Source organism: Sandarakinorhabdus sp. AAP62 (assembly GCF_000331225.1).
Lineage (GTDB): Bacteria > Pseudomonadota > Alphaproteobacteria > Sphingomonadales > Sphingomonadaceae > Sandarakinorhabdus.
This window is the reverse complement of the sequence record NZ_ANFY01000017.1, coordinates 36,969-56,278: the sequence shown is the minus strand read 5'-3', so window position 1 is coordinate 56,278 and position 19,310 is coordinate 36,969. Positions and strand designations below refer to the sequence as shown.

At 65.8% G+C, this 19,310-nt stretch carries 19 protein-coding genes and 1 tRNA gene; 8 read left to right on the top strand and 12 right to left on the bottom strand.

Translation table 11 applies throughout. The features are described 5' to 3' along the window. Window positions 1-9: 9 nt before the first annotated feature. Window positions 10-1,506 (bottom strand): alkaline phosphatase, encoded by a 1,497-nt coding sequence (locus tag D619_RS0113435; RefSeq protein WP_017669118.1) that lies wholly within the window; start codon window positions 1,504-1,506, stop codon window positions 10-12. Window positions 1,507-1,530: 24 nt separating this feature from the next. Beyond that, window positions 1,531-2,457, bottom strand: a complete 927-nt coding sequence (locus D619_RS0113430; RefSeq protein ID WP_017669117.1) for a 2-oxoglutarate and iron-dependent oxygenase domain-containing protein — start codon at window positions 2,455-2,457, stop codon at window positions 1,531-1,533. A gap of 98 nt (window positions 2,458-2,555) precedes the next feature. Between D619_RS0113430 and D619_RS0113425 the strand changes: the two genes are divergently transcribed. From D619_RS0113425 to D619_RS0113410, 4 genes are all read left to right on the top strand, one after another. Further along, window positions 2,556-3,440 carry a DUF481 domain-containing protein gene (locus D619_RS0113425; protein WP_017669116.1) on the top strand — a complete coding sequence of 295 codons (885 nt, stop codon included), beginning with the start codon at window positions 2,556-2,558 and terminating at the stop codon, window positions 3,438-3,440. Between the two features lie 56 nt (window positions 3,441-3,496). Then, window positions 3,497-3,573: transfer RNA gene (locus D619_RS0113420), tRNA-Met, on the top strand. A gap of 17 nt (window positions 3,574-3,590) precedes the next feature. Continuing rightward, entirely contained in the window at window positions 3,591-4,529 is a 939-nt protein-coding gene (locus D619_RS0113415; protein WP_017669115.1) for an isoaspartyl peptidase/L-asparaginase, read from the top strand. 31 nt (window positions 4,530-4,560) lie between these two features. Further along, complete coding sequence (locus D619_RS0113410; protein WP_017669114.1) at window positions 4,561-5,523, top strand: nitronate monooxygenase family protein; 963 nt, start codon at window positions 4,561-4,563, stop codon at window positions 5,521-5,523. A 189-nt stretch (window positions 5,524-5,712) separates the two neighbouring features. Here the strand turns inward: D619_RS0113410 and secF are convergent, their stop codons facing one another. Genes secF through yajC form a run of 3 tightly spaced genes read right to left on the bottom strand, consistent with a single transcriptional unit; the run spans window position 5,713 to window position 8,621 of the window. Then, complete coding sequence (secF, locus tag D619_RS0113400) at window positions 5,713-6,660, bottom strand: protein translocase subunit SecF (RefSeq protein WP_017669112.1); 948 nt, start codon at window positions 6,658-6,660, stop codon at window positions 5,713-5,715. A gap of 10 nt (window positions 6,661-6,670) precedes the next feature. Beyond that, on the bottom strand, window positions 6,671-8,266 hold the full coding sequence (gene secD, locus D619_RS0113395) for a protein translocase subunit SecD (RefSeq protein WP_017669111.1): 1,596 nt from the start codon (window positions 8,264-8,266) through the stop codon (window positions 6,671-6,673). 4 nt (window positions 8,267-8,270) lie between these two features. Then, window positions 8,271-8,621, bottom strand: coding sequence for a preprotein translocase subunit YajC (gene yajC / locus D619_RS0113390; RefSeq protein ID WP_017669110.1), 351 nt, complete (start codon window positions 8,619-8,621; stop codon window positions 8,271-8,273). 109 nt (window positions 8,622-8,730) lie between these two features. Between yajC and D619_RS0113385 the strand changes: the two genes are divergently transcribed. From D619_RS0113385 to sppA, 4 genes are all read left to right on the top strand, one after another. Beyond that, window positions 8,731-9,555: a DUF815 domain-containing protein gene (locus tag D619_RS0113385; protein ID WP_026091050.1), complete on the top strand. Its 825-nt coding sequence runs from the start codon at window positions 8,731-8,733 to the stop codon at window positions 9,553-9,555. A gap of 133 nt (window positions 9,556-9,688) precedes the next feature. After that, a complete protein-coding gene (locus D619_RS0113380; RefSeq protein WP_017669108.1) occupies window positions 9,689-10,489 on the top strand; it encodes a DUF3011 domain-containing protein in 801 nt (266 codons plus the stop codon). Between the two features lie 24 nt (window positions 10,490-10,513). Beyond that, window positions 10,514-11,221 (top strand): DUF3011 domain-containing protein, encoded by a 708-nt coding sequence (locus D619_RS17450; protein WP_017669107.1) that lies wholly within the window; start codon window positions 10,514-10,516, stop codon window positions 11,219-11,221. 94 nt (window positions 11,222-11,315) lie between these two features. Then, the gene (gene sppA / locus D619_RS0113370) at window positions 11,316-13,208 is read left to right on the top strand and encodes a signal peptide peptidase SppA (protein ID WP_017669106.1); all 1,893 of its coding nucleotides are present in this window, start codon (window positions 11,316-11,318) and stop codon (window positions 13,206-13,208) included. Here sppA and D619_RS0113365 read toward each other — a convergent pair. The 7 genes from D619_RS0113365 to odhB form a co-directional block, all read right to left on the bottom strand. Continuing rightward, window positions 13,181-13,822 (bottom strand): trimeric intracellular cation channel family protein, encoded by a 642-nt coding sequence (locus D619_RS0113365; protein ID WP_017669105.1) that lies wholly within the window; start codon window positions 13,820-13,822, stop codon window positions 13,181-13,183. The two genes, sppA and D619_RS0113365, sit on opposite strands and share 28 nt — an antisense overlap. Further along, window positions 13,822-14,478: a hypothetical protein gene (locus D619_RS0113360; RefSeq protein ID WP_017669104.1), complete on the bottom strand. Its 657-nt coding sequence runs from the start codon at window positions 14,476-14,478 to the stop codon at window positions 13,822-13,824. The genes D619_RS0113365 and D619_RS0113360 overlap by 1 nt, the downstream gene beginning before the upstream one ends. A gap of 42 nt (window positions 14,479-14,520) precedes the next feature. After that, on the bottom strand, window positions 14,521-15,534 hold the full coding sequence (locus D619_RS0113355; protein ID WP_017669103.1) for an alpha/beta fold hydrolase: 1,014 nt from the start codon (window positions 15,532-15,534) through the stop codon (window positions 14,521-14,523). After that, a complete protein-coding gene (locus D619_RS0113350) occupies window positions 15,531-15,911 on the bottom strand; it encodes a cupin domain-containing protein (protein WP_017669102.1) in 381 nt (126 codons plus the stop codon). Before D619_RS0113350 ends, D619_RS0113355 begins: the two co-directional genes overlap by 4 nt. Before the next feature lie 82 nt (window positions 15,912-15,993). Further along, window positions 15,994-16,647, bottom strand: a complete 654-nt coding sequence (locus D619_RS0113345) for a phytanoyl-CoA dioxygenase family protein (protein WP_051033510.1) — start codon at window positions 16,645-16,647, stop codon at window positions 15,994-15,996. Next, entirely contained in the window at window positions 16,647-18,044 is a 1,398-nt protein-coding gene (gene lpdA / locus D619_RS0113340; RefSeq protein ID WP_017669100.1) for a dihydrolipoyl dehydrogenase, read from the bottom strand. The genes D619_RS0113345 and lpdA overlap by 1 nt, the downstream gene beginning before the upstream one ends. A 12-nt stretch (window positions 18,045-18,056) precedes the next feature. Further along, window positions 18,057-19,304, bottom strand: coding sequence for a 2-oxoglutarate dehydrogenase complex dihydrolipoyllysine-residue succinyltransferase (odhB, locus tag D619_RS0113335; protein WP_017669099.1), 1,248 nt, complete (start codon window positions 19,302-19,304; stop codon window positions 18,057-18,059). Between the last annotated feature and the right edge of the window lie 6 nt (window positions 19,305-19,310).

The window sequence follows — 19,310 nt, the reverse complement described above, 5'->3', positions numbered from 1 at the left end:
CAGGCCGCCTTACTTCCAGCCGAGCGCCTCGGCCATGATGTGGAAGATCAGGTTCTGCTCCATCACGCCGCGCACCAGATCGGCACGCGGGCCTTCGGCAAACAGCGCCACATCCTCGCCGCCATGGCTTTCGGCGCTGGTGCCATAGGTCTTGTTGGCGAGAAAATCGGGATCCGTTGGCGGCAGCGTGCGCGACAGGCCGCGCGCCACGAAGGGCCCGTTGGCATAGCTCAGGGTGGTCATCGGCTGACCGCGATCATCCAGTGCATAGCCTTCTGGGCTCAGCCCGCCATCCCCTTCGCCGCCGCCCTTGGGCGGCTTGATATAGCCCAATATATCGTTGCCGCGTTCCGGATAGCCGGCGATGGTCAGCACATGGCTGTGATCGGCGGTCACCAGCACCAAGGTCTCATCCAGGTTCACGGCCTTGAGCACTTCGGCCACCGTGGCGCTGAACATCTGCGCTTCCTTCAGCGCCCGATACGGATTGCTGGCGTGGTGGGCGTGATCAATGCGCCCGCCCTCGATCATCAGATAATAGCCCTTGCCGCTGCGGGCGGCCTTGCCGGCTTCCAGCTTGGCCAGCGCAAAGCGCGCCATTTCCGGCAGGCTGGGCTCGGCATCATCCTTGCGATCATGCTCGAAATTCAGATGATCGGGATGGAACAGGCCGAACACCGGGCCGCCATCGCGGGCATTGAGCGCGCGCAGCCCCTTTGAATCCGCAACATATTTCCCCTGTGGCCAGGCTTTCTGCCAATCTTCCACCAGATTGCGGCCATCATCGCGCTGGCCGCCCTTGCCCAGGGGCAGGAACCGCGCCCGGCCGCCGCCCAGCACCACGTCCAGCCCGCCCTTGAAGGCGACCAGCTGCGTGGCAAGATCGATGCAGCCCGATGTGCGCGCTTCGGCCGGATAGGCGCGATCCGCCCCTTCCCAATCGCGAAACGGTACATGGCCATAGACGGCGGCCGGCGTGGCATGGGTGATGCGGGTGGTGGTCACCACGCCCACGGCCATCCCCTGCCCCTTGGCAATCTCGGCCAGCGTGCGCGGCAGGCGCGAAGGCGTCTTGCACGCCTCCACGCCTTGATCAGCGCCCATGTTGATGGTGCCGATGCGCGTCTTGACGCCCGTGTTCATCGCGCTGGCGGTGCCGGCGCTGTCGGCGGTCTGGGCGTTGCTGTTGTAGGTCTTGACCAACGCCGTGTTGGCCATCCTGTCCCACGCCAGGTTGTTTTCCTCGCCTGTGGAGGGCGCGCGGCCATCGATCGGATGCTGGCCATCAAAGATGCGTGCGGCGGTGAGCGTGGTCACGCCCATGCCGTCGCCAACCATCAGGATGACATTCTTCGCCCGCTTCGGCCGGTTTACCACTTTCAGCCGGGCATCGAGCGCGGCGCGGCCATCGGTCCACCAACTGTCTTTCACCGGCGTATCGAGCACCGGAGCAGCGGAAACGGAGGTGGCCAGCAGGCCCGCCAGAAACATCGCGCGCATCATCATGTCATTCCCCCTGCCCAGCTGATGTTACAGCAATTTGATATCGCGCAGCCGTTCCATCAGATAATCGTTCGCAGTGATCGGCGGTTCTTCCATCGGCCCGCCGGGCAGCGCGGTGATCAGATAATCCGGGCGGAAATGCAGGAAGAACGGCGTCGAATAACGCGCCACCCCCATCCGTTCCGGCGCCGGATTGACGACACGGTGCGTGGTCGATGGCAGGCGATGCCCGGTCAATCGTTGCAGCATGTCGCCCACGTTGCACACCAGGCTGCCGGCCGGCGCATCGATGAAGCGCCATTCGCCATTCTTGTCGAGCAGTTGCAGCCCGGCTTCCTCGGCACCCAGCAGCAGGGTGATGACATTGATATCCTCGTGCGCGCCAGCCCGGATGGCCCCGGCCGTTTCCGGCGGCACCGGCGGATAGTGCAGCAGGCGCAGGATCGAATTCCCGTCGCGCACCGGATCGGCGAAGAAATCAGCGTCCAGCCCCAGGTGCACGGCAATGGCGCGCAGCAGGGTGGCGCCGGTCTTGTCCAGCGCGTCGAACAGCGCCCACACGGCTTCGTGGAAATCGGGGATCTCGCTTGGCCACAGATTGGCCGGCATCACATCGGCATAGAGATGGCCCGGCGGCAGTTCGCGGCCGACGTGCCAGAATTCCTTCAGATCGGCCTTGGCGTGGCCCTTGGCGGCTTCGACGCCAAACGGAGTCAGCCCGCGCTGGCCGCCACCGCCGGGCACGACATAGCGGCGTTTCACATCGTCTGGCAGCGCAAAGAACGCCTTGGTTGCGGCGTTGGCCCTGTCGATCAGGCCCTGATCAATCCCATGATCGGAGACGACCGCAAAGCCGGTGCGGGCAAAGGCGTCGCCAAAGCCAGCCGCGGCGGCGGCCAGGTCGCTCTGCACCAGAGACAGGGGAATCGGCGTGATGTCGGCAGACAAGGTCATGCCCGCCCTTTGCCTCGAATTTGGGCGGCCTGCCAGTCCCCATGAATACGGATGCTGGCGGTTGACCAACAGCATCCCAAGCCGCCAGAAACAGGGGCATGACCCGCGCCGCTTTCGCCCTCATCGCCCTGATTGCCACCCCGGCCCTGGCCGATCCGATCCCGCCGCCGGTGGCCGCCATGATCGAGGCCGCAGCCGGCAATCCCGATCAATTGAAGGTGGTGGCCGAGATCGCGCGGCGGACCAATCCGGCCAGCATATCCGAGATCGATGCCCGCGTGGCCGAGATCAACGCGGCGGCGGCGAAGGCCCGCGAGGAACGTTTGGCCAGCCAGGGCGCGCTTGATGGCTGGACCGGCAACGGCGAACTGGGCGGCTTCATTTCCAGCGGCAACACCGAAAACCGCGGGCTGGCGGTGGGGGTGAACCTCACCAAGGAAACAAGGCACTGGAAACACGGCTTTCGCGGGATCGTCGATTACCAGGAGGATCAGGGCGTCACCTCGCGCGAACGCTATTTCGCCGGTTATGAAGGCAATTGGAAATTCACGCCGCGCGGCTTTGCCGTGCTGGCGTTGAGCTTCGAGCGGGATCGCTTCACCGGCTTCACCAGCCGCTTCACCGAGGCGCTGGGCCTGGGTTATCGGCTTGTTGATGGCCAGCGCCTGACCATCGCCGTCGATGGCGGACCGGCCCTGCGGCAGACGCAGTTCACCAATGGCACCAGCCAGTCCGAGCTGGCGCTGCGCGCCGCGCTGAATGGCAAATGGGTGATCGCGCCGGCGCTGATCTTCACCGAAACCGCGACCTATTACAGCGATCAGCGCAACAGTTCGCTGCTGTCGCTTTCGCAGTTGACGGCGCGGTTGAACGGCCGGCTTTCGGCGCGCATGTCGTTCCAGGTGAACAACGAAAGCAACCCGCCGCCGGGCCGCGAAAACACCGATACCGTCACGCGCGCCACCCTCGTCTACAACTTCTGAAACCCGGTTGACCCACAGGGACGCCGCCACTATAGCAGCGCCTCCCAAACGCCTGTGGCAGCGTAGCTCAGTTGGTGAGAGCGCCGGATTCATAACCCGGAGGTCGGCAGTTCAAATCTGCCCGCTGCTACCATCCCTTTCGGATCCGCGATGAACAATTCCCCCGCCTGGTCGTTGGTCGTCCACGGCGGGTGCGGGCAGCTATCGCCTGAGACACTGCCGGGGCCCGAAGCCGAATGCCGCGCCGGGTTGTCTGATGCCCTGGCGGCCGGCAAGTCCGTGCTGGGCGCCGGCGGCAGCGCGGTGGATGCCGTGGTTGCCGCGGTGCGCATCCTGGAAGATCACCCGTTGTTCAATGCCGGTCGCGGCGCCGTGTTCACCGCCGAAGGCCGCACCGAACTGGATGCTGCCGTGATGGACGGCACAACCCGCAAGGCCGGCGCGGTGGCGGGCGTCACCCGCACGCGAAACCCGGTGCAACTGGCCCGCGCCGTGATGCAGAAAAGCGCCCACGTGCTGCTCGCCCGCGACGGGGCCGATGTCTTTGCGCTGGAACAGGGGCTGGAGCAGGTCGAGCCCGGCTGGTTTCGCGTCGAAAGCCGCTGGCAGGCGCTGCAGATGATGAAGGCCGCGGCGGCGCGGGGCGAGAATATGTTCGATGCTGATCTGAAATATGGCACGGTCGGCGCGGTCGCCCGCGATGCGCAGGGCCATCTGGCCGCCGCGACATCGACAGGCGGGCTCACCGGCAAGCGCTGGGGCCGCATTGGCGATTCGCCGTTGATCGGGGCGGGCACGCTGGCCGATGATCGCAGCGTGGCCCTGTCCTGCACTGGATCCGGCGAGGCCTTCATCCGGGCCGGCGTCGGCCATGAAATGGGTGCGCTGGTGCGTCTGGCCGGCCTGTCGGCGGCGCAGGCAGCGGAGCGCGCCCTGGCCGATGTGAACATGCTGGGCGGCACCGGCGGCATCATCTTCATCGGCAGGGATGGCATGCCGGGCTGGGTATTTTCAACGCCCGGCATGTTCCGCGGCCGCGCCACAGCCTGCGACGAGGATGAGGTGGCAATCTGGGGCAGCGAAGGCTAAACCTCGTCTCCTGTCCTTGGGGAGAATATCCATGTCCATGCCCGCTGCCTTCGCTGGCCGTCTGTCGATCCCGGTGATCGGTTCGCCGCTGTTCATCATTTCCGGGCCGGAACTGGTCATGGCGCAGTGCCGCGCCGGCATCATCGGCAGCTTCCCCAGCCTCAACGCCCGGCCGCTGGCTCAGTTCGAGGAATGGCTGCAGCGCCTGTCGACCGAACTTGGCCCCAATGATGCGCCCTATGCCGTCAACCTGATCGTCCACAAATCCAACGACCGTTTGATGGACGATCTGGCGCTGTGCGTGAAATACAAGGTGCCGATGATCATCACTTCGCTGGGCGCCCGCGAAGACGTGAACGAGGCCATTCACAGCTATGGCGGCATCGTCATGCACGACATCATCAACAACAAGTTTGCCAGGAAGGCGGTGGAAAAGGGCGCCGATGGCCTGATCGCCGTTGCTGCCGGCGCCGGCGGCCATGCCGGCACCACCAGCCCGTTTGCGCTGATCCAGGAAATCCGTGAATGGTTCGATGGCCCGCTGGCGCTGTCCGGTTCGATCGCCACCGGTGATGCGGTGCTGGCCGCGCAGGCGATGGGCGCCGATTTCGGCTATATCGGCAGCGCCTTCATCGCCACCAAGGAAGCGCGCGCGGTGCAGGATTACAAGGACATGATCACGCAGAGCGCGTCGTCCGACATCGTCTATTCCAACCTGTTCACCGGCGTGCACGGCAATTATCTGCGCCCGTCCATCGTCAAGGCTGGCATGGACCCCGATAATCTGCCGACCAGTGATCCTTCGGCGATGAACTTCGGCAGCGGCGGCAACACCGAAGCCAAGGCCTGGAAGGATATCTGGGGCTGCGGCCAGGGCATTGGCGCGGTAAAGTCCGTATTGTCGGCGGGTGAATTTGTCGCCAAGCTGGTCAGCGAATATGAAGCCGCCAGGGCCCGGATCGGCCTTGCCCCGGTGGCTGTCGCTGCGGAGTGAGATTGATGCAGGTGGAACTCAACACGCGAACCCGCGCGCTCTGGTTGGCGGGCGCCTTGGTTCTGGGTACGCTCAGCCAATGGTGCATGGCTTTCGGGCCGTGCGGCGCACCGATCTGAACGGGCCAGCAGAAACAACAAAGGGCCGGCGCTCCCGATGGGGAGCGCCGGCCCTTGCTTTTGTGCGGCGCTAACCGATGCGCTCGGCGCCCTTGGCCCGGGCATCCTCGGTGCCGGCGGCACGCTGCTTCACGCCCAGCGAGATCAGCAGCGACGAGGACACGAAGATCGACGAATAGGTGCCGACCACGATGCCGAGCACCATCGCCGCGGTGAAACCGAAGATCACCTCCGGCCCCAGGAACAGCAGCGCGACCAGCGCGGCCAGAAGCGTCACCGAGGTCATCACCGTGCGCGGCAGGGTTTCGTTGACCGAAAGATCGATGATGCCCTTGATGTCCATCTGGCGATATTTGCGCAGATTCTCGCGGATACGGTCGTCGATCACCACCTTGTCGTTCAGCGAATAGCCGATGATGGTGAGCACGGCGGCGACGATGTTGAGATCGAATTCCAGCCGGGTCAGCGCGAAGAAACCCAGTGTCACCACCACGTCATGCACCAGTGCCACCACGGTGGAGACGCCGAAATACCATTCGAAGCGGAACCAGGTGAACAGCGCGACGAACAGCATCGACAGGCCCACCGCCCACAGCCCGTCCTTGATCAGCTCGTTTGACACCTTGCCCGATACGCTTTCGACGCGCGAGAATTTGACACCCTTGTAATCGGCCTCCAGTGCGGTGCGGACCTTGGAGACAACACGCTGAACGGCGCCTTCTTCGCCCTCGGGCAGCGGCAGGCGGATCAGGATGGTCCTGTCGTTGCCGAATTCCTGCAGGTTGGAATCGCCCACGCCCACCCGGTCAACCCGGGCGCGCAGCGTGTCGAGCGCCGGCGGTTCGGCAAATTCGACCTGCATGGTGAGGCCGCCGACGAAATCGACACCCAGGTTCAGCCCGCGCACGGCCAGCAGGCCGGCAGCTCCAATGGTGAGCGCCAGGGTGAGCGCAAAGGCGATGAAGCGGAGTTTGACGAACCCGATGTTGGTATTGTCGGGAACAAGTTTCAGCGGCATCGATTGGTCCTCAGATGCTCAGGGTCGCAGGGCGGGCGCTGGTCAGCCAGCGCGCCACCATCCAGCGCACGATGGTCACCGCGGTGAACACCGACGTGGCGATGCCGATCGACAGCACCACGGCAAAGCCCTTGATCGGGCCGGAGCCGAACAGGAACATGATGATGGCGACGATGATGTTGAGGCTGTTCGCATCCCAGATGGTGCGGCTGGCTTCCTTGAAGCCGGTCTCCACGCTGGTGACGACGCCCCTGCCCTTGCGCTGTTCCTCGCGGATACGCTCGTTGATCAGCACGTTGGCATCCACCGCCGCCCCAATGGTCAGCACCATGCCGGCAATGCCCGGCAGGGTGAGCGTGAAGCCGGCGGCCGACATGATGCCCAGGATCATCAGCACGTTGATGGTGAGCGCGATCACCGAATAGACGCCAAAGCGGCCATAAGTCATGATCATCAGCAGGGCGACAGCCAGCACGGACACGATCGAGGCGATGATGCCGGCCTTGATCGAATCCGCGCCCAGATCGGGGCCGACAGTGCGTTCCTCCACCACCTTCAGCTCCACCGGCAATTTGCCGGAGCGCAGCAGGATGGCGAGATCATTGGCGGTCTGCACCGTGTAATTGCCCTGGATGATGCCGCTGCCGCCCAATATGGGCTCGTTGATGTTGGGCGCGGAAATCACCATGCCATCCAGAAGGATGGCGAACGGCTTGCCGACATTCTCCGTCGTGGCCTGGGCAAAACGCCGGCCGCCGGTGGAATCAAAGCGGAAGGAGACCGCCGGCGCCCCGTTCTGATCGGTGGTCACCTGGCTGTCCACCAGCTGGTCACCGGTGATGATGGCGCGGCGCTTGACCACGACCTGGCCACCTTCCTGCGACGGCAATATCTGGCTGCCGGGCGGGGCACGGCCCTGCGCCACCTCTTCCGCATCGGCAGCGGTATCGACCAGCTTGAATTCCAGCTTGGCGGTCTTGCCGAGCAACTGCTTCAGCGCTTCCGGGTCCTGCAGGCCGGGCACCTGCACGACGATGCGGGTCTTGCCCTGACGCACGATGGTGGGTTCGCGGGTGCCCAGTTCGTCGATGCGCTTGCGGATCACTTCCACGGCCTGCGCCATGGCGCCATCGATGGCAGCGGCAATGCCGGCGCTGGTCGGCGTCACGATCACCTGGCCGGGCAGACTGCTCCGACTGATCTCGACTTCGCGGCTGGTGCCCACGCCCAGTGGCGCGGTCGCCTTGTTGAGGATCGCAATGGCCTGATCAAGGCGGGTGGCATCAGCGACGGTGAAGCTGAGCCGGCCGCCATTCAGCGACAGATCGGTGGCGGCAATCGCCCCGCCGTCGGCGGCGCGCAATTCGCCGCGCACCGTGTCTTCCAGCGTTTCCAGCTTGGCCTTTTCCACATCCTGCGGGGTGGCTTCCAGCATCAGGTGCGAGCCGCCACGCAGATCGAGGCCCAGCGGCAGCTGCGATTTGGGCAGGCCATCGGGGATCATCGCAAGCTGCGACGGTTCCAGCGCGTTGGGCAGCGCCAGCAACAGGCACAGCACCACCGTGGCCCACATCGACCAGGTCTTCCACTTGGGGAAATCCAGCATGGGTTCAGGCGCTCTTGTCGTTCGCCGCCGCCGGCAGCCCACGCGGCTTCACATCGGCCAGCGTGGATTTCAGCACGGTAAACCGCACGTTGGGGCCGGCTTCCACTTCCACTTCGGTATCGGTCACCCGCACTGCCTTGCCCAGGATGCCGCCGCCGGTGATCAGATCATCACCCTTCTTCACGGCATCGACCATGGCGCGGTGCTGCTTCACCCGCTGCTGCTGCGGGCGGATGATCAGGAAATAGAAAATGCCGAAGATGGCCAGATAGGGCAGAAAGCCGATCAGGGCCGCCATGCCGCCAGCGGCGGCGGCACCGCCTGCTGCTTGCGCATAGGCCGGGGTTTCAAACATCGTGGTTTCCGTTGTTGCCGATGGATTGGCGCAAGGCTCTAGCCGCTTGGGCGATCAGGTGCAACCGATGGTGGTTCCTTGGCGGCGTGCTTTTGGCTATCGCTGGCGGATGAACAGCAACGATCAAAGCCTTGCCCGCATCGCTGCCGCGCTGGAGCGTCTGGCACCGCCACCGCCAACGGCGGCCGATCCGGGCCATGGCCACTGGTTTGGCTGGGATGGTCATGCGCTTGCCTCCCTGCCCCCGGCCCGTACCACGCCGCTGAGCCTCTATTGCGGGGTTGAGGCGCAAGCCGCGCAACTGTGGGAAAACAGCCGCCGCCATGCCGCGCGGCTGCCCGCGCATGATGTGTTGCTGTGGGGCGCCCGCGGCATGGGCAAATCCAGCCTGGCGCGCAGCGTGGTCGCCGATCTGCTGGGCAACGGCCATGATCTGGCACTGGTGCAGGTGATGCTGCCGGCGCTGGCCACCCTGCCCGCCCTGTTCCAGGCGCTGTCCGGCACCAGCCGCGCCTTTCTGATCTTCCTTGATGATGTGTCGCTGGGGGCAGATGCCGCCGAAGTGCATGCGCTGCGTTCCCTGCTGGATGGTGGGGTGCAGGCGCGGCCAGACAATGTGCGCCTGATCGTCACCAGCAACCGCCGCCACCTGGTGCCGCGCAGCCTGGCCGAAAATGACGCCGAGGCCATCAATCCGCGCGATGCGGCCGATGATCATCTGGCACTGGCGGACCGCTTTGGGCTGCGCCTGGGCTTCCACGCCTGCGACCAGCAAACCTATCTGGCGATCTGCGCGGCCTATGCCCAGGCCCATGGGCTGGCGTTCGATCCGGCAGCCGCCCTCACCTGGGCAGCCGGGCGCGGCGCGCGTTCGGGCCGGGTGGCGTGGCAGTTCACCGTTGAACAGGCCGGTGGGCAGGGCAAACCACTTTGAACAGGGTCGTTTCCCGAACATCGCTGCGGCCGATCTTGACTTGATTTCCCCAACTGGCACCATTCATCCAGCGGCAATTGGGACAAGCGCAGGATCGCCCTTGCCCTATTGTCCAACCGGGGGAGACGATCCGATGCGCCGCCTGCTTGTGTCTGCACTGTCCATCAACGCGCTGGCGGCCGGCGCCGCGCTCACCCTGCCCGCCGCGCCCGCAGCCGCCCAGCAATGGCGCGAAATCACCTGCGAAAGCTGGAATTACCGCGAAGCCGTCTGTGCCGCGCCCGGTGCGGTGCGCGTGCAGCTGCTGCGCGTGCGCGGCGGCCAGTGCATCGAAGGCGAGAGCTGGTATCACGATGGCCGTGCCATTCACGTGCGCAATGGTTGCCGCGCCGTGTTCCGCACCGATGCCAATGATGGCTGGGGCGCCGGTGGCTGGGACCCCAATGCTGGCGCTGGCAATAACTGGGGCAACGGCCCGGGCGATGGCCGCTGGCAGCTGCTACGCTGCGAAAGCTGGAATTACCGCGATCAACGCTGCCCGGTGCAGGGCGTCATCAGCAGCGTCCGCCTGCGGCGCGTGATCGCTGGTGATTGCCGTGATGGCGCCACCTGGCGCTGGGATCGCCGCGCCATTTCCGTGCGCAATGGCTGTCGCGCCGAATTCGAAGTGCTGCAGGGCGCGACCGGCTGGGGCGGCTCTGGCGGCGGCTGGGGTAGTGGCGGCGGTGGCGGCTGGGGCAGCGCTGGCCAGCAAGTCAGCATCACCTGCGAAAGCTGGAATTATCGCGCCGCCACATGCGCTGCGCCGCGTGGCCGCCAGGTGCGCCTGTCGCGCGTGCTGGGCGGCAATTGCGTGGAAGGGCGCACCTGGGGCACGAGGCCGGGCCAGATCTGGGTGAATGGCGGCTGCCGCGCCGTGTTCGACCTCTATTGACGCCAATTTCCGGGGGGAACCCACATGCGCCGCAGCGCCAGCCTCATCGCCTTGCTTGCCCTTGCCGCAACGGCCGTGATCCCGCCGGCCGCGGCCCAATCCGACTGGAACAACCAGGGGTGGAACAACAATGGCGGCGGCCAGATCGTCCGCTGTGAAAGCTGGAATTTCCGCTATGCCCGCTGCAGCGCCAACACCCGCGACGGGGTGCGGCTTTCGCGTGTGCTGGGCGGCGATTGTTCGCGCCGCAACTGGGGCAGTGATCGAGGCAGCATCTGGGTGAGAAACGGCTGCCGCGCCGAATTCGAAGTCGGCCGGCGCGGCGGTGGCGGCCCATCCACCGGCGCGGTGATTGCCGGCGCGGCCGTGGCCGCCGGCCTGCTGGCGCTGCTGCTTTCCAAGGGCAAGAAGAAGGAAGCCGAAAGCGCCACCCAGGGCGGCAGCAAGCCACCGGCCACCATCAACATCGGCCCGAACCAGGTGCCGCCCGCCGCAGAACGCGCTTTCCGCCAGTGCATCGATGAAGCCGCCCGCCAGATCGGCGCCACCGGCGGCACCAGCCTGCGCCTCACCGGCGAAGTGCAGCATCGCCTGCAGAATGGAGGCTGGGAATTCCGACTGCCGCTGGAAGGCACCTGGCCAAACGACACCCACGCCACGCCGGCGGAATGCAGCGCCACCGATACTGCGGTGCAGAAACTGGATTTCCTGCCCGAACCGGTCAATCCCTGATCAGCCTTCACCGGGCATGCGGCGCGGCGGCCAGTTGCCGCTGCCACGGGCCTGCTGCTATGGCCTGGGCTCCGTTTCCTGAAGGCACTGCATCTTGAAAACCCTTGGCCTCGTTTGGCGCATCATTGTCGGCATCAAGGATTTTCTCGTCCTTGCCCTTTTGGCGGTCTTCTTCATCGGCTTTTCGGCGCTGCTGTCCTCGGCGAAACCGGCCCACGTCCCCGATGGCGCCGCGCTGGTGCTGGCGATCGATGGCGCCATTGTTGATCAGGCAACGGAAACCTCGGTCCTGGATGCCGCATCAGGCAATGTCGCATCCGAAATCCAGGTCCGTGATCTGGTGCGTGCCATCGACACCGCGGCCGAAGATGATCGCATCAAGGCCATCGTGCTGGAACTCGATGGCTTCATGGGCGGCGGTCAGGCCAATCTGACCAGCGTGGGCGACGCCCTCGCCCGCTTCCGCAAGGCCGGCAAGCCCGTGCACGCCTGGGCGACGGCCTATACCGACGACAGCTGGCTGCTTGCGGCGGGCGCAAATCGCATCTGGCTCAATCCGCTGGGCGGCGTCATCATCACCGGTCCGGGCGGTTCGCGGCTCTATTTCGCCCGCGCGCTCGAAAAATTGCAGATTGATGTCAACGTGTTCCGCGTCGGCACCTACAAAAGCTTCGTGGAACCCTATACCCGCGCCAGCGCCTCACCCGAAGCCAGGGCCGCCGATCAGGCGCTGGCCGGCAGCCTGTGGGCCAGCTGGCTTGCCGATGCCCGGCGGCTGCGACCCAAGGTGGACGTGACCGCCTATATCAACCAGTTGCCGCAGCGTCTCGGCAGGTTCGGCGGCAATATTGCCAGGGCGTCCCTGGATGCCGGCATGGTCGACGCCCTGGCCGACCGCGATGCGTTCGATCACGCCATGATCGAGCTGGTGGGCGAAGACGAGCGCGCCGATTGGGGCCATTTTGCCGGTGTCAGCCTGACCGACTATCTGTCGGCCACCCGCAGCAGCGGGCGCGGCGATGCCGTGGGCGTCGTCTATGTCACCGGCAATATCGTTGATGGCGAGGCCCCGCGCGGCACTGCCGGCAGCGCCACCATCCGGGCGGCGCTGGAAGAGGCACTGGCCAGGAATGACGATATCAAGGCCCTGGTGGTGCGGGTCGATTCCGGCGGTGGTTCGGTGACGGCGTCCGAGGAAATCCGCACGGCGTTGCTGGCCGCCAAGGCCGACGGCCTGCCCATCGTTGCCAGCTTTGGTTCGGCGGCGGCCAGCGGCGGCTATTGGGTTGGCACGGCGGCCGATCAGATCTTTGCCCAGCCTTCCACCATCACCGGCTCGATCGGCGTCTTTGCCATCCTGCCCAGCTTCCCGCGCGCCCTGAACGCGATCGGCATCAACGCCGATGGCGTGAAGACCACGCCCTACAGCGGTGAACCCGATGTGGTGGCCGGCCTGTCGCCGCAGGTGCGCACCGTGCTGCAGATGGGCGTGGAAGACACGTATCGCCGCTTCCTTGGCCTGGTTTCCGCCGCCCGCAAGCTGCCGGTGGCCGATGTCGATCGCATCGCCCAGGGCCGTGTGTGGGCCGGCACCGAAGCCAAAAGCCTGAAGCTGATCGACAATTTCGGCGGGCTTGATGCCGCTGTTGCCGCCGCCGCCGCCAAGGCCGGCCTGAAGGGCGATGTGCGCGTGATCGATATCGAACGGCCTATCCCGGCGTGGCAGCAGGCCTTTGCCGATTTCGGCCGCAGCGAAACCGAAGAACCCGCCGCGCGCGATCCGTGGGCGCGCCTGGTGCAGGCCTCTCGCCTGCGCCTGCTCAGCGCCGCACAGGATCTGGGCTGGCTGGCCGGCGGCAAGGGCGCCACCATGCAGGCATTGTGCATCGAATGCAGCATGGCCGGCTCGCCCCGCCCCGCGGCCGCGCGTGAAGCGGAAGGCTTTGTGGCCCGCCTAATTCAATCCTCGTCCGTATCCGGCCGGTAACCCGGCAGGGCCAACCCGGTGGCAATGGCAATCCCGCGCAACCCAAAACCGGCGGCGGCGCCAATGATCGCCGCCGGCCACAGCGACAAGCCGAGTAGGGTGAGCCCCACATAGATCCCCGCCCCCAGCGCGGCGGCCGAAACATAGATTTCACGGCGCAGCAGGATGGAGGGTTCGCCGGCCAGCAGATCGCGCACGATGCCGCCGAAACTGGCAGTGAGCACGCCCATGCCAATCGCCGGCAGCGGCGGCACGCCCAGGCTCAGCGCCTTGGCCGCGCCCAGCACGCTATAGGCACCCAGGCCAAGCGCATCGAACCACAGCAGCGCATCCAGGCGCCAGCGATCAGCGCGCAGCAGCCACACCGATGCGGCGCCCACCAGGCAGATGCCGAGATAATCCGAACGCCCCACCCAGAACACCGGCGCATCGATCAACATGTCGCGCAGCGTGCCGCCGCCCAGCCCGGTGACGGTGGCGAAGAAGGCGAAGGTCACGATGGTCTGCTTGATCCGCGCCGCCGCCAGCGCGCCCGACACGGCAAACACCGCCACACCCGCCATGTCGAGCGCGGCCAGCACCGGCTCCAGCGGCGGGATCGGAAGCGCGGCCATCACCGCCGCCAGAAATGCCGGATGGTGAGCAAGGCCCCGGTGAGCACGACGCCCAATGCCATCAAAGTGGCGATGATGATCACCGGGCCATGGGTGTTCTCGCGGTCCTGCCAGTCGAGGATGTGCAGCCCCCAGAACAGATCATAAAACCGCCACCACGGCGTGCGTACTGCCCCGATGTCGCCCTGCATGGTGACATACACGCGCACATCATCGGCAAATTCAACCGCAAAGCCATTGGTTTCCCGCCAGTCGCTGGCCGGTGCCTTCGGCGTCACTTCCCGGACCGTCGCCGGCCCGCTGAGCGTGGTTCCGGCGCGAGCGATGGCCTCGGCGCTGGTGGCCGTGATGGCGATCGGCTTGCCGGTGGTGGCATCCAGCAGATGCTTGCCCTGCCCATCTGTCAGCTTCCACACCGGGCGCCCAAGCAACTGGCCGAGTTCCAGCTTCTCGACACCCTGCAGCGGCGGTAACCCAGCGGGCATCGCCAGCGTCACGGGCGCCTCCCGCCGCAGCGTGGTGCCGCGCACTTCGTCCAGCGGGCGAACCACCATGACGAGACCAGACGCCACCCAGAGGATGATCTGGATACCGATGATGACGCCGGTCCACAGATGGAGCCAGCGAACGGTGCGGGTGGCGCGGGGAGACAACATGAAGGCGCTGTAGCGGCCGGATTGGCCGCCGTCACCCCTCAGTTAGTGGGCCAACAGTTCCGCCAGAGCGGTGTTGATGAACATCATGTCTTCGGGGTTCATGCCGCCGCCCGCCATATGCCCCCACACCGACGGGATGACGCGCAACTGAGCGTGCGGCATGTGGCCGACTTCGATCTCGCTGTCTTCGGGTGGAAAATAGAGATCGCTGCGGCACGGCATGACGAAGGCCTTGGCGGTGATGGCCGCCAGCGCCCTTGCGAAGTCCCCGTCAAACCGCGGATCGGCGCTGATGTCGGCCGCCTGCCAGGTGGCCAGCATCGCCAGCAGATTGTTGGCATCATGCGTCTGGAAAAACGGTTCCCAGGCAAGCTGGAGAAAATCCTCCATGGAGGGCAGGCCGAGCCGCTCCCGATCCAGTTGCTGGCGGAAGAAGGTTTGCGACCACGCCCACCCTGCATACACCCGCGCAAAGGCGCGGATGCCGGCAACGGGCGGCGCCGCATAATCCCCGCCGGCAAAGGCCGCATCGGCCATCAGGGCGCACTTGGCCCCTTCCAGGAACAGCCAATTGTGCCGCGACACCCGCGCCGCGCCGCAGAAGGGCGCGATCCGCTGCACCATGTCCGGAAACAGCGCGCCCCATTGGAACGTCTGCAGCGCGCCCATCGAATGGCCAAGGACCAGTTGCAGCGTGCTGATGCCGAACACTTCCGTCACCAGGCGGTGCTGCAACAGCACATTGTCCCGCACCGTCACCAGCGGAAACCGCGGGCCATCAAACGGCGCCGGCGTGTTGCTGGGCGACGATGAAACCCCGTTGCCCAGCATGTTGGGAATGATGATGAAATATTTCTGCGGGTCCAACGCCATGCCCGGCGCGATCGCCCAGGCATTGCTGTCGTGATTGCCCATGTAGTGCGTCGGGTAAAGGATGGCATTGTCCCGCGCCGCATTGAGCTGGCCGTGGGTGCGATAGACGAGCTTCACATCCGGCAGCACGACGCCCGATTGCAGGGTGACGTCGCCAGCTTCGAACGTCGCGAGGCCTGTCATGGGCGATGTCCTTCCGGTTCATTCACATAATCGATGCTGAACGGCTTATTGGTCACGAACAAGCCCAGCATGTCGCCATCGGCGGAGGCGCCATGCTGCATCGGCTCGCCTTCGGGGAACCACACGAAGGTGCCGGGGCCATATTCGCCGCGATGCGTCACCAGCCGGCCCTCCAGCACATAAATGCCGTGGCCGCATTGATGGGTGTGATGCGGATTGGTGAAGCCGGCCGGATAGCGCAGCATCGACAGGCTCATGCCGGTGTCGGGCTCGTCGAGCAGCGGCTTGATGAAGAACGGCCGGCCGACCTGCGGCAGCAGCATTTCCAGCCAATCGCTGTCGGATGGGTTCACCACGTCGATGCGGCCGTTGATCATTGGCTTGCCCCCGATTGCCATGCGCGAAGATCAGCGATGCTAGCACATGCGCGGCGATATGGACGAACGGTTCGGAACGCTCTCAATCTGCCCACAGCAATCCGGCGAATAATTGCTGCGCGCAAAAATCCACCTGCAGCACACGCCGCCGTCGCGGGGCGGCGGCGCGTGCAGAACGGTGCAGGATCGGTGTGCGATAGATCCACAGGTCACCCGCTTCTGCGAGGCACAACTGACGCGGATATCGTTCGGCTGCACTGGCTGCCGCTTCGGCCGCTACCCGCTCTCGGTGGGAGCCATTTGCGACCTCAAGCGGCGCATTCTCGACTGGGCAATCATCGATATGCAGGCGCACCGTCAGCATCGCCGCCAGCAAGGCAAAGGGCGGTTCGACATGACATGTGCCCTGCTTCACCGACCACGGGCCAAAGCCCGGCGCATCTCGGCGTTCGCGCACCGCGATGGTCCGATCCTGATGCCAGGGCACCAGCCAATTGGCTTCAGGCGTCTTGTCGAACCAGAGGGCGCGGACGGCGCGGGCGCGGGGCTGAACCGGTTCGACGATGCCCGTCAGAGCCGACAGCACCTCCTCCAGAGCGGGATCACGGGTCGAAACCCGCGCGCCAGCTTTCACCGAACCCAACCGATCCGCAAGCCGCGTGAGCGCCGGACCGGCCGCGGCGCCGCTTACCAGCAGGCAGCCGTCCCGTTCCAATCGCTCCCGGTCTGCGGCCATCACATGTGAATGGGTTTGCCGGTAACGGCCATCGCGGCTTCTTTGAGCGCCTCGCTGTGCGTCGGATGCGCATGACAGGTCAGCGCAATGTCCTCGGATGAAGCCCCAAACTCCATCGCCTGCGCCGCCTGGGCAATCATCGTGCCGGCCATGGCGCCAATGATGTGCACGCCCAGCACGCGATCAGTCTTGGCATCGGCCAGCACCTTCACGAAGCCATCGGTGTCGCGGTTGGTCTTGGCGCGGCTGTTGGCGGCAAACAGGAACTTGCCGGCCTTGTAGGCGACGCCTTCGGCCTTCAGTTCCTCCTCGGTCTTGCCGACGGTGCCGACTTCGGGGTGGGTGTAGACCACGGCCGGGATGACGGCGTGGTTCACGTAACCGGCCAGCCCGGCGATATTGTCGGCGCAGGCCAGGCCTTCGTCTTCCGCCTTGTGGGCCAGCATCGGGCCTTCCACCACGTCACCAATGGCCCAGATGCCGGGCACGGCGGTGGCGAAATGATGGTCGATCGGCACGCGGCCCTTGGCATCCAGCGTCAGGCCGGTGGCGGCCAGGTTCAGGCCATCGGTGTTGGGCCGCCGGCCGATGGAGAGCAGCACGACATCGGCTTCGATGGTCTCGGCGGCACCGCCGGCGGCCGGCTCGACGGTGACGACCGCGCCGTTGCCCTTGCGGGTCACACTGGTCACCTTGGTGGCGGTCTTCAGCACCATGCCCTGCTTCTTCAGGATGCGGGCAAAGGCATCGGCCACTTCGATATCCATCGCCGGCACGATGCGCGGCGCATATTCCACCACCGTCACCTTGGCGCCAAGGCGCCGCCAGACGCTGCCCATCTCGAGGCCAATGTAACCGCCGCCGATCACCACCAGATGGCCGGGCACCTTCGGCAGGCTCAGCGCTTCGGTGGAGGTGACGATCACCTCGCCATCCGGCGTCATGCCCGGCAGCAGCGCCACTTCGGAACCGGTGGCGATGATGAAATTCTTCGCGGTCAGCGTGCGGTCACCCACCTTCACCGATTTGGCGTCGACGAAGCTGGCCTCGCCCTTCACCCACTCCACCTTGTTCTTCTTGAACAGCATCTCGATGCCGCCAGTGAGTTCCTTCACCGCCTTGTCCTTCTCCCCCAGCAGCGCGGACAGGTCGAAGCTGATATTGTCGGCCTTCACGCCGAACTTGGCGAGATGGCCGCCGGCCAGTTCCTCGTAGAGATGGCTGCCGTTCAAGAGCGCCTTCGACGGGATGCAGCCAACGTTGAGGCAGGTGCCGCCGAGCGCACCGCGCTTCTCGACGCAGGCGACCTTCAGGCCATGCTGGGCGGCGCGGATGGCGGCAACATAGCCACCGGGGCCGCCGCCGATGACGACGACATCAAATTCGGGACTGGCCATGGTCTGGCTCCTTTACAGGTCGATCAGCAGGCGCGCCGGGTCCTCGATGGCCTCTTTCACGCGCACCAGGAAGGTCACGGCTTCGCGGCCATCGATCAGGCGGTGATCATAGGACAGCGCCAGATACATCATCGGGCGGATGACGATCTGGCCGTTCCGCACCACTGGGCGATCCTCCACCCGGTGCAGGCCAAGCACGCCGGATTGCGGCGGGTTGAGGATGGGGGTGGAGAGCAACGAACCGAACACGCCGCCGTTGGAGATGGTGAAATTGCCGCCCTGCAGCTCGTCGATCTTCAGCGTGCCCTTGCGCGCCCGGTCACCGAAATCGGCGATATCCTTCTCGATCTGGGCAAAGCTCTTGGCCTGGGCGTTGCGCAGGATCGGCACGACCAGCCCGCCCGGCGACGACACGGCCACCCCCAGATCGGCATAATCCTTGTAGACGATTTCGTCGCCCTCGATGGCGGCGCCCACCGACGGCACGTCCTTCAGCGCCAGCACCACGGCCTTGGCAAAGAACGACATGAAGCCGAGGCGGATGCCGTGCTTCTTCTCGAACATGTCCTTGTAGCGGGCGCGGGCCTCGATCACCGCGCTCATGTCCACGTCGTTGAACGTGGTCAGCATGGCGGCGGTGTTCTGGGCTTCCTTCAGCCGGCGCGCGATGGTCTGGCGCAGGCGGGTCATCTTCACCCGCTCCTCCCGGCGCTCGGCCGGAGCGGCAGCGGCGGCTGCGACCGCAGCGGGGGCCGGGGTGGCAGCGGATTTCAGGCGGGCAGTGCCAGCCTCGATCGCGGCGAGCACGTCACCCTTGGTCAGGCGGCCATCCTTGCCGGTGCCGCCGATGCTGGCAGGATCGAGATTGTAGGTATCGATCAGGCCGCGCACGGCTGGGCTGATGGCGTCATAGGCCGGCGATTCCGCGGCCGGAGCGGGTGCGGCAGCAAGCGGCGGCGGTGCGGCAGCGGCCGGCACCGGCGGGGCAGCGGCGGGCAATGGCGCGGCAGCGGCGGGCACCCCGCCCTCCACGATCCGCGCAATCAGCGCGCCCACCGTCACCGTGTCACCGGGCTTGAACATCTGTTCGCCCATCACGCCGGCCACCGGCGACGGCACTTCCACCGCCACCTTGTCGGTCTCCAGCGCCACGATGGCTTCGTCGGCCGCGACCGCGTCGCCGGGCAGCTTCAGCCATTGGCCAACGCTGGCTTCGGTGATGGATTCGCCCAGGGCGGGCACGATGACATCAGTTGCCATGATCGA